The following is a 10,390-nucleotide window of genomic DNA, read 5'->3' on the forward strand; positions in this document are numbered from 1 at the left end:
CCGTGCACGACGCCGGCACAGGTTTTGCGGCCGGCATTTTTATGACGGCCTATAGGCTGCAAATCCTTGTACTTTCCTTGATACTATGGTATAATATCATACAAATTTGCTGATTTAGTGAAGAAATCAATCGATAATATATAGGGGTTTAAATTTGAGAACATTTATTGAGATATTGAAAGACCACGTGACCTATGGAAGACAGCTGATCAAGCTGGCCAAGGCAGATATAATCAAGACATACAGAGGCGCGGCCCTTGGCTGGGCCTGGGCAGTCATCAGGCCTGCGGTCACTATTTTCGTGTTCTGGTTTGCATTTTCCATAGGAATCAAGAAGGGCGCGCCCGTGGACGGGCACCCGTATTTTCTGTGGCTTATAGCCGGATTCACGCCGTGGTTCTACATGCGCGACACCCTCAACGGCGGCGCGGCATCCATCAGGCGGTACAAGTATCTGGTCAAGAGGATCAAATATCCGGTGGACACAATACCTACTTTTGTGAGCATGTCCAACCTGGTGACCAACCTGGCGCTCCAGTGCATCATGATCGCCATATACATCGGCTTCGGAGATTATCCGACAATTTACTACCTTCAGCTGCCATTTTACATTTTGATAATGTTCATATTCTTCACGGCGTGGAGCCTCTTCGCGGGGGTTTTGTCCGCCATGAGCAAAGACTTCCTCAACCTTGTGAAAGCCTTTGTGCCGGCCTTGTTCTGGCTGTCGGGTATTTTGTACGACGCCACCAAGATCGACTACGTGTGGATCAAGAACATACTGATGTTCAATCCGGTAACGCTGATCGCCAACGGCTACAGAAACACACTGATATATCACAGGTGGTTCTGGGAGACCCCGACCGAATTGCGGAACTTCGCCATCGTAACTGTCATAATGATAATTCTGGCGTGCTGGGCATATAAGAAGCTGAGAAAGGAAATACCGGACGTAATATGAGTAATATCACGACTACAAACGATAATATAGAAATAAGCGGCGATTCGGCTATCGAATTCCGCCACGTGACCAAGGAGTACAAGCTCTACAAGAACGACAAGCAGCGTTTCCGCGCGATCTTCTCCAAGCACGTCAAGTGCAAGGTCAGGAAGGCCGTCAATGATGTGGACTTTACCATCAGAAAAGGCGAGGCAGTAGCTCTCTTCGGACGCAACGGCGCGGGCAAATCCACGCTTTTGAAGATGATCACGGGGGTAACTTATCCAACAAAGGGCGACATAGTTGTCGACGGCAGGGTCAGCGCTTTGCTGGAGCTGACAGCCGGCTTCGACCCGGAGTTTACGGGCCGGGAGAATATTTACTTCCGCGGCCAGCTCATGGGTATGAAGAACGACGAGATCGCCAAACTGGAGCCTGCTATTGTTGATTTTGCTGAACTGGGAGACTACATGGATCAGCCGGTCCGTACCTATTCCAGCGGCATGAAGGCCAGGCTGGGCTTCGCCATCAACGTCAACATCGAGCCGGAAATACTCATCGTCGACGAGGCCCTGAGCGTCGGCGACGTATCATTTAAAAACAAATGCACAGAGAAAATCAACGACCTTGTAAACAACTATAACATCACGTTCCTTTTTGTTACACATTCCACCAAGGTGGCCGCGGAGTTCTGCCATCGCGGCATAGTTCTGAAGAAGGGCGCGATAGTATTTGACGGCACCATAGATGAGAGCATAGCCTATTACAAAGACATGGTCAAAACCGAGGATGAAGAAAAACGCAGGAAAAAGCAGGCTGCTAAGGAAGTCAGACTTTTTTAAGAGGGCGAGGGTGAGTCATGAGAAGTAAGAAATATGGTCAGAAGAATATTTTCGCTGACAATAATAAATATGAAGGCAAAGGCAAGATCAAGAGCGTCGGCGGCGAAGCGGCTGTCAAGAAGAAGGGCTTCCGCAACTGGAAGACCTGGCAGAAGGTGGCGCTGGTCCTGATCATCGTCATTCTGGCCGGCGCGGCGGCAGGCTACGCCTACATAAACAGCAAGCTGAACAAGATCCAGAAGACTACTTTGGATACCAAGAAGCTTTCCTGTGTGGATGTCAACGGCTATGTTAATATTGCTCTTCTGGGCGTGGACTCCAGAAGCATGGACAAGTCCAATCTGAAGGGCCACAATACTGACGCCATAATCATCGTCAGCATGAACACCAAGAATAAGAAGGTAAACCTGATCTCTGTATACCGTGACACATACACGGAAATCGGCGAGACAGGTTCATATAACAAAATAAACAGCGCCTACGCGTCAGGCGGGGCGACTACGGCGGTTCAGACTATCAACAGGACTATGGATCTGAACGTAAGCAAATATGTCCTGTTCAATTTCAAAATGGTAGCTAATCTGGTGGACGATGTAGGCGGCATCACTGTGGACGTGAAGGATTACGAGATCCAGCAGCTGAATAAGTACACAATCCAGACTGCAAACAACATCGGCCAGAAGAAATATAATCTTGTAAAGAAGGCTGGAAAGCAGAAGCTGGAAGGCGTTCAGGCTGTGTCTTACGGACGTATCCGTAAGGGAGTCGGCGATGATTTCAAGCGCACCAGCCGAATGAGAGTAGTGATCAAGAAGGTAACGGCCAAACTCCAGGATATGAGCATCACCAAGTTGCTCTCGATCATGGACGATTGCCTGCCACAGTGTCAGACGAATCTTTCTAATAATGATATGATTGGCCTGGCTCAGCGCCTTGCCAAACTGCAGATCGATAAGAGCAGCGGTTTCCCATTCGATGTGACCACAGGTTACATCAATGGTATTTCCTATGTATTCCCGGATGGCCTGGCAGACAATGTGAAGAAACTCCACGTGAAGTTCTTCGGCCAGGAGGATTATAAGGTTTCAAATACTGTAGTCAACTTGTCGAGCACTATAGCATCGGCAGTTAACGGCTCCAGTTCCAGCGGTTCGACCAGCTCCGGCAACGCCACTACTAACGGTTCGAGCAGCTCCGGCAATACCGGCGGCTCGTCTTCCGGCAATTCATCTGGCGGCAGCAGCGGCGGTTCGTCCGGTGGCAGTTCGGGAGGTTCCGGTGGCAGTTCCGGCGGTTCAGGCGGCAGCAGCGGCGGGTCCTCGGGCGGTAGTTCCGGCGGTTCGTCCGGTGGCGGATCATCTGGCGGCGATAGCGGCTCCGGCGGTTCGACAGGCGGCGGATCAGGTTCCGGTGGTTCTACCGATGATAGCGGGGCTACAGAATAAGCGAGATGCGGCGCGCATGGTAGCAATGCTGCCGGCCGCAATGCTGCCGGCAGCAAGGTCAGTGCCATGTGGCGCCCACGGCGAAATCCCTTGGCGCGCACGGTTTTGGTCAATTATTTGCTAAATAGTGCACATTGAGGGACAAAACAAGGCCTTTCCGCACGGTTCTGAAGATATTTCAGACAAAAGGTGCACATTTGGATATTTTTGAGAGATTTGCGCACGGTTTATCGGATTATCTGATATAATAGTGCGAGTACATATACAGATTCGGGGTAAAATCAAATTATAAGACTGGAAAGTGCACCTTTTATTCATTATTTCGTGGAAACCGTGCGCGAGACCAGTTGAAAACATGCCAAGTCGCACTTTGTACCCGAAAAAAGGGCAAAACCGTGCACCTGACCGACATAAAACCGGCCAAGTCGCACTTTGTGCCTGAAAAAGGGGCAAAACCGTGCGCGGTGATCGGAAAGCGCCCCGGCCCAGAAAGTGCCCCGGCCAGAGAGCCCCGGCCCAGAAAGTGCCCCGGCCAGAGAGCCCCGGCCCAGAAAGCGCCCCGGCCCAGAAAGTGCCCCGGCCCAAGTCAAGTTAGTTTTTGTTCATAATGGATATATATATAAGAGGTAAATAAAATGGCGAAAGAAAAAATCGATTTCAACGACGAAGATGTCAGACTGAGGTACAGGCATACGACGTCACACATAATGGCCCAGGCGATTCAACACCTGTGGCCTGACGCAAAGTTCGCAATAGGGCCGGCCATCAAGGACGGATTCTACTACGACGTGGACATGGAGCATAAGATCACCGATGAGGATCTGTTGACCATCCAGAAAGAAATGAAGAAGATCATCAAGGCAAACCTGCCGCTTGAGAGATTTGAGCTGCCGCGCAACGAGGCGCTGGAGTACATGAAGGGGCTGGACCAGGATTATAAGGTCATCCTCATCAACGACCTGCCGGAAGATGAGACCATTTCATTCTACAAACAGGGCGACTTCGTCGATCTTTGTCGCGGACCGCATTTGGAATCCACGGGCAAAGTCAAGGCTGTGAAGCTTATGAGTATTGCCGGCGCTTACTGGCGTGGCGATGAGCATAATAAAATGCTGCAGAGAATTTACGGCACGTGCTTCCCGACTCAGGAGGAGCTCGACAATTATCTGAAGATGCTGGAAGAGGCCAAGAAACGCGATCACAGAAAGATCGGCAAGGAAATGGAACTTTTCGAGATGCATCCTGAAGGACCTGGATTCCCGTTCTTCCTGCCTAACGGTATGATCCTCAGAAATGAGCTGACCAATTGGTGGAGAGAGGTCCACAGACAGTGGGGCTACCAGGAAATCATGACTCCGATGATTCTGAACGAGCAGCTTTGGCGCACGTCCGGTCACTGGGATCACTATAAAGATGACATGTATTTCACTAAAATAGATGATGAAGATTACGCAATCAAGCCGATGAACTGCCCGGGTTCGATTTTGGTCTACAAGAGCAAGATCCACTCATACAGGGATCTGCCAATCAGATACGCCGAGCTGGGTCGTGTCCATCGTCACGAGCTTTCCGGCGCTCTGCACGGACTCATGAGAGTAAGGTCATTCGTTCAGGATGACGCTCACATGTACTGCACCATGGACCAGATCAAGGATACTGTTCAGTCAGTCGTAAAACTGATCGACTACATGTATGGTACTTTTGGGTTCAAATATGCTATCGAGCTGTCTACTCAGCCTGAGGATTGCATGGGCACAAAGGAAGAATGGGACGAGGCTACTGAGGCTATGCGCCAGTCGGTGGAAGGTCTCGGCATTGATTATGAGGTGAATGAAGGCGACGGAGCTTTCTATGGCCCTAAGCTTGACTTCCATATCAAGGATTCTCTGGGCAGGACATGGCAGTGCGCCACGATCCAGCTGGATTTCCAGATGCCACAGCGCTTCGATATTTCTTATATCGGTTCTGATAATGAGAAACACCGCCCGGTAATGATCCACCGCGCCATCCTTGGTTCTGTGGAAAGATTTATAGGTATCCTGACGGAGCATTTCGCAGGCAAGTTCCCGCTTTGGCTGGCGCCTGTTCAGGTGAAGCTGCTGACAGTTGCCGAGAACTGCGCAGACTATGCGTACAAAGTGAAGGCTCAGTGTGAGGCTGCCGGCCTTCGTGTGGAGGTTGACGTTCGTAATGAGAAGATAGGTTACAAGCTGCGCGAAGCCCGCAATGCCCGTAATTCTTATATCTGTGTTATCGGCGAGCGCGAAGCGGAATCCGATTCCTTGTCAGTCCGTTCCATCAAGACCGGTGACCTGGGAACAATGTCGGTAGACGACTTCGTTGCCAAACTGGTCAAGGAAGTAGAAGACAAAGCATTGGGAACAGAAGAGTAAGGTTTGCTTGCCCTATAGCGTGGGCGCAAATGCTATGCCAAGATTATGTTGGTCGCAAACCGCGTGCCAAATAGGAGACGAATATGGGGATTTTTAAGAAAAAAGAAATCGAAAATCAAACATCGCCTGATGATGGTTACAGATGGCGTGATGGCGCCTATCTATGCACTGTCAACGATAGTTTTCAGGCGGATATTCTGGAATCGAAGCTCCGCGGCGAGGGCATTCCCAGCGAGCGCAAGTACATTGGTTCCAGCAACTATATGGAAATCGTTTTCGGAAATAACCTGGTAGGCGACATAGAACTCTATGTGCCCGCCGAATGTCTGGAGGATGCAAAAAACATTATTATTGCGGTTCCTCTCGATGACTGCGAGGATTGGCCTGCTGAGGACGATTGCGTGGATGCGACTCCTGAAGATGACAAATAAAAACTGGGTGGCTATTGCTTAGGCAATAGCCACTTTTTTAGTCGGCGCGCGGGCCGGCGGCAACACCTTGCCTGCACCTTTTATTAGTGATTTGGTCGTATAAATGCATTTATTCCTGAAAATTTTGATTTTGCGCACCATCAATGAATATTTCAGCCAAATACGTGCGCAGAGGCCATTCGATCACATTGCACCAGCTCAAGGTTTGTAAGATTGTTTTATATCAAACCCTGCATCAGAATCATTTACAATTTTTTTCATAAAATCTGTTGACAACCCTATAAGTATGTGTTACTGTATTAAGTGCCTAATACAGTAACACTATGATAGGGGGAACTTATGGAATGGAAATTTAAGGACGGGCAGCCCATCTATTCGCAGATCATCGATCAGATGAGTATCAGAATAGCGAGTAACGCCTACGAGCCTGGCGACAAACTGCCGTCAGTCAGAGACATGGCAACGGATGCAGGGGTGAATCCGAATACTATGCAGCGAGCACTGGGGGAGTTGGAACGCAGGGGTCTGGTCTACACAGAGCGCACCAACGGAAGATTTGTAACACGGGAGGAAGAGGTTTTGAAGGATTTGCATATGCAGCTGGCAGAGAAGTACATAGCGGACTTTTTCGCCAAGCTGAAGGGATTGGGAATGACGAATGAGGAAATTGAATCGGCAGTAAGCAATTGGGCACAAAGTAACCCGCCCAAGGCTACCGGAACTGCACCGGGTAATGGTAATGCAACAGAGATTTCGGAAATGCATCAGGCTACCGGAACTGCACCGGGTAATGAAGTAGCACACAGTACCGGAACTGCAACAGAGAATTCGGAAATGCATAAGGCTACCGGAACTGCACCGGGTAATGAAGTAGCACACAGTATCGTAAACACACAAAAGGAGGAACGTTAAATGGCAATGATAGAATGTAGAAACCTGACCAAGTATTATGGTCACACCAGGGCGCTGAACGGCGTTGACCTGACTATCGAGAAGGGACAGATAGTCGGCCTTCTGGGACCCAACGGTTCCGGCAAGACGACCATGATCAAGATGGCCAACGGCTTGCTTCAGCCGACCAACGGAAGCATAATAATCGACGGACACGATCCAGGGGTAGAAAGTAAATCCGTCGTAGCATATCTTCCAGACAGAGATTTTCTGCCGGAGTATATGACAGTAGATGCTTTGTTCAAAATGTATGGGGATTTTTTCACGGACTTTAACAGGGAAAAGGCAGAGAAGATGCTGGCGTCACTGGACATCAGGAGAGACGTAGCCATCAAGAAACTTTCAAAGGGCACCAGAGAAAAGGTGCAGCTGGTTCTGATCATGTCGAGAGACGCCAAGGTTTATCTTTTGGACGAGCCTATCGCCGGCGTAGACCCGGCAGCCAGAGATTACATACTCAAGACGATAATTTCCAATTACTGCGAGGACGCCATAGTAATGATATCGACCCATCTGATCGCAGACATCGAGTCGATCCTGGACGACGTCATCTTCCTGAAAGATGGAAATGTAGTAGTCCACGAGCCGGCAGATCAGCTCAGAGAAGAGAGAGGAAAGAGCATTGATGGATTGTTCAGGGAGGTATTCAAATGTTAGGAAAGCTTTTAAAATATGAATTCAAAGCTATGGGAAGGACGCTGCTCCCGCTATACGGAGCGCTTCTGGCCGTAGCCGCCATACTGGGACTGATGATAAACTTCTCAGACGCCATGAACAGCACCGGCATAGTAGGCAGCATAATGGCAGTGCTCATTGTAGTTGTATATGTAGTGCTTCTGGTAGCCATAGTCGTAATGACAATGGTACTCATAGTTCAGCGCTTCAGCCGGAACCTGCTTGGCACCGAAGGTTACTTCATGCTGACATTGCCGGCATCCATAGACGCTCACATTTTGAGCAAAACCATCTCTGCAATGGTCTGGTCGCTGTTTTCCGGCATCGTAGGCATGGTAACATTGCCGTTGATCCTGCTGACGTCCGGCTCAGCCGACACTAACGTTGGTGCCGTCTTCAACGAAATCGGCAGGGGACTGAGAATGGTAGCCGATGAAATCGGCAGTGGCAATCTGGCCGTACTGATATTGGAAGTGTTGTTGATAATGATACTGACCGGCGCGGCATTCGCGCTGAAGGTCTACGCGTCCATCTCCGTAGGTCATCAGGTACAAAAACACACTGGCTTGCTTTCGCTGGCCGTCTTTATCGGTCTGTGCATAGTGGAATCCGTAGCAGGCAGTTTCGTGGGCGTCAAGACCTTCGAAATCAGCGGCAACAACATAGAGCAGCAGGTAGTGGATTCAGTGTTGTATGCTCAGCAGATAATGCTCGTATCGATAGTATTCACTGCAGTTGTAGCAGCTATATACTATGTCATCACAAGACTGCTTATGAAATACAAACTCAATCTGGAATAAGGGGTGTTTGTATACTAACGATATTTTGTTAATTTAAGAGGGGAAAAATAAGAAAAGTGCCCTGAATTTGTTAATCAAATAACAAGGCACTTTTTCTGTGGGGATTTTTTGTTAAGACCTGCGCAGAATTCTGTAGAAAAAAGCCCGAATTTTAAAAATATTTTGTTAAATTCATAACTATTATTGCATTGAAATAAATACAAGAGTAAGATTTTCTTATAAATAAAAATGATCTTAAGGAGGTCGTAAAATGAAGAAGGCAAAACTACAGGATAAGTATCAGCTTTATATCGGAGGCGAATGGAGAGACGCTTCAGACGGCGGTACATTTGAGACAACATGCCCGGCAACAGGCGAGAAACTAGCTACCTGCGCACAGGCTACAAGGGAAGATGTTGATGATGCTGTAAAAGCAGCGTGGAAAGCATTCGATTCCTGGAAAAAGACAACTGCGGCTGAAAGGGCCGGTATTCTGAACAAGGTTGCCGATATTATAGACGAGAACAAAGAATTCCTTGCCATGGTAGAGTCCATGGATAACGGAAAACCTATCAGAGAGTGTATGGCAATAGATGTTCCTATGTCAGCCGATCATTTCAGGTATTTTGCAGGCTGCATCCTCGGAGAAGAGGGAAGCGCTAATATGCTTGACAATAATACTATGAGTCTGATTCTGAGAGAGCCTATCGGAGTCGTAGGCCAGATAGTACCATGGAACTTCCCGTTCCTTATGGCAGCATGGAAGCTGGCACCGGTACTGGCAGCAGGCGATTGCACAGTATTCAAATCATCAAGTTCCACTCCTTTGAGTGTACTTGAGTTTGCAAGACTGGTGCAGGATGTCATTCCTAAGGGAGTATTCAACGTTATCACAGGAGCAGGAAGCAAATCCGGACAGTATATGCTGGAGCATCCGGGATTCAGAAAGCTTGCTTTCACAGGATCCACAGAAGTCGGCAGAAATGTTGCGGCAGCAGCTGCAGACAAACTTATCCCTTCAACATTGGAGCTGGGCGGAAAGTCTGCTAACATATTCTTTGATGACTGCAAATGGGAAATGGCTATGGACGGCATCCAGCTTGGTATCCTGTTCAATCAGGGCCAGGTATGCTGCGCAGGTTCCAGAGTATTCGTACAGGAAGGCATCTACGACAAATTCGTAGCAGAAGCTGTTAAGAGATTCAATGCAGTTAAACTGGGAATGCCTTGGGATGATGATACTCAGATGGGTTCACAGATCAACGAGATCCAGATGGGCAAGATCCTGAGTTACATAGATATAGGTCAGTCAGAGGGTGCTACAGTTGCCTGCGGTGGTGAGAGAGCTACAGAAGGTGCTTTGGCCAAGGGCTGCTATATGAAGCCGACACTGCTCACAAATGTTACTAATAAGATGAGAGTTGCTCAGGAAGAGATTTTCGGACCTGTGGCAGTTGTCATTAAGTTCAAGGATGAAGAGGATGTTATCAGAATGGCTAATGACAGTACTTATGGACTGGGCGGAGCTGTCTGGACACGCGACATCAACAGAGCTATCAGAGTTTCCAGGGGAATCGAAACAGGACGTATGTGGGTCAACACATATAATGCAATTCCTGAGGGTGCGCCATTTGGCGGATATAAAGAGTCCGGCATAGGCCGTGAAACTCATAAGGTAATACTGGAACATTACACTCAGATGAAGAACATAATGATCAACCTGAGTGAAGATCCATCAGGATTCTATCCTGCACCATAGAACAGTAAATGATCCGAGGAAATCACCTCGGTGATCATCTCCGAAAACCGCTTCGACACTTATGTCGAGGCGGTTTTTACGTATGACGGGCATGCCGTCAATCTGTGGTGAAAGTCCACGTGGGGCGTAGTTGCCGACGAACCCCAAAGCGACTTGCAAGTTTCACATCGTGAGG

General features: G+C 48.7%; 9 protein-coding genes. All 9 read left to right on the plus strand.

What is annotated here, in order from left to right; translation table 11 throughout:
• The first annotated feature begins 154 nt into the window (after positions 1 to 154).
• The 9 genes from EV211_RS09750 to EV211_RS09790 all read left to right on the plus strand — a co-directional run bounded on the left by EV211_RS09750 (position 155) and on the right by EV211_RS09790 (position 10,215).
• The gene (locus EV211_RS09750) at positions 155 to 961 is read left to right on the plus strand and encodes an ABC transporter permease (RefSeq protein WP_166635436.1); all 807 of its coding nucleotides are present in this window, start codon (positions 155 to 157) and stop codon (positions 959 to 961) included.
• On the plus strand, positions 958 to 1,782 hold the full coding sequence (locus EV211_RS09755; protein ID WP_133529248.1) for an ABC transporter ATP-binding protein: 825 nt from the start codon (positions 958 to 960) through the stop codon (positions 1,780 to 1,782). The genes EV211_RS09750 and EV211_RS09755 overlap by 4 nt, the downstream gene beginning before the upstream one ends.
• Before the next feature lie 17 nt (positions 1,783 to 1,799).
• Positions 1,800 to 3,227: an LCP family protein gene (locus EV211_RS09760; RefSeq protein WP_133529249.1), complete on the plus strand. Its 1,428-nt coding sequence runs from the start codon at positions 1,800 to 1,802 to the stop codon at positions 3,225 to 3,227.
• Positions 3,228 to 3,862: 635 nt separating this feature from the next.
• Positions 3,863 to 5,620, plus strand: a complete 1,758-nt coding sequence (gene thrS, locus EV211_RS09765; RefSeq protein ID WP_133529250.1) for a threonine--tRNA ligase — start codon at positions 3,863 to 3,865, stop codon at positions 5,618 to 5,620.
• A gap of 83 nt (positions 5,621 to 5,703) precedes the next feature.
• Positions 5,704 to 6,051, plus strand: a complete 348-nt coding sequence (locus tag EV211_RS09770) for a putative signal transducing protein (protein WP_133529251.1) — start codon at positions 5,704 to 5,706, stop codon at positions 6,049 to 6,051.
• Between the two features lie 339 nt (positions 6,052 to 6,390).
• Complete coding sequence (locus EV211_RS11095; RefSeq protein WP_133529252.1) at positions 6,391 to 6,963, plus strand: GntR family transcriptional regulator; 573 nt, start codon at positions 6,391 to 6,393, stop codon at positions 6,961 to 6,963.
• Positions 6,964 to 7,659 (plus strand): ABC transporter ATP-binding protein, encoded by a 696-nt coding sequence (locus EV211_RS09780; protein WP_133529253.1) that lies wholly within the window; start codon positions 6,964 to 6,966, stop codon positions 7,657 to 7,659.
• Complete coding sequence (locus tag EV211_RS09785; protein WP_133529254.1) at positions 7,653 to 8,477, plus strand: hypothetical protein; 825 nt, start codon at positions 7,653 to 7,655, stop codon at positions 8,475 to 8,477. The genes EV211_RS09780 and EV211_RS09785 overlap by 7 nt, the downstream gene beginning before the upstream one ends.
• Before the next feature lie 250 nt (positions 8,478 to 8,727).
• On the plus strand, positions 8,728 to 10,215 hold the full coding sequence (locus tag EV211_RS09790; protein ID WP_133529255.1) for an aldehyde dehydrogenase family protein: 1,488 nt from the start codon (positions 8,728 to 8,730) through the stop codon (positions 10,213 to 10,215).
• Positions 10,216 to 10,390: the final 175 nt, after the last annotated feature.

It is taken from the genome of Aminicella lysinilytica (assembly GCF_004362975.1).
GTDB lineage: Bacteria > Bacillota > Clostridia > Peptostreptococcales > Anaerovoracaceae > Aminicella > Aminicella lysinilytica.

Coding starts and splice junctions, on each gene's coding strand:
- EV211_RS09755 (WP_133529248.1), top strand. CDS start 958: ATGAGTAATATCACGACTACAAACGATAATATAGAAATAAGCGGCGAT.
- EV211_RS09760 (WP_133529249.1), top strand. CDS start 1,800: ATGAGAAGTAAGAAATATGGTCAGAAGAATATTTTCGCTGACAATAAT.
- thrS (WP_133529250.1), top strand. CDS start 3,863: ATGGCGAAAGAAAAAATCGATTTCAACGACGAAGATGTCAGACTGAGG.
- EV211_RS09770 (WP_133529251.1), top strand. CDS start 5,704: ATGGGGATTTTTAAGAAAAAAGAAATCGAAAATCAAACATCGCCTGAT.
- EV211_RS11095 (WP_133529252.1), top strand. CDS start 6,391: ATGGAATGGAAATTTAAGGACGGGCAGCCCATCTATTCGCAGATCATC.
- EV211_RS09780 (WP_133529253.1), top strand. CDS start 6,964: ATGGCAATGATAGAATGTAGAAACCTGACCAAGTATTATGGTCACACC.
- EV211_RS09785 (WP_133529254.1), top strand. CDS start 7,653: ATGTTAGGAAAGCTTTTAAAATATGAATTCAAAGCTATGGGAAGGACG.
- EV211_RS09790 (WP_133529255.1), top strand. CDS start 8,728: ATGAAGAAGGCAAAACTACAGGATAAGTATCAGCTTTATATCGGAGGC.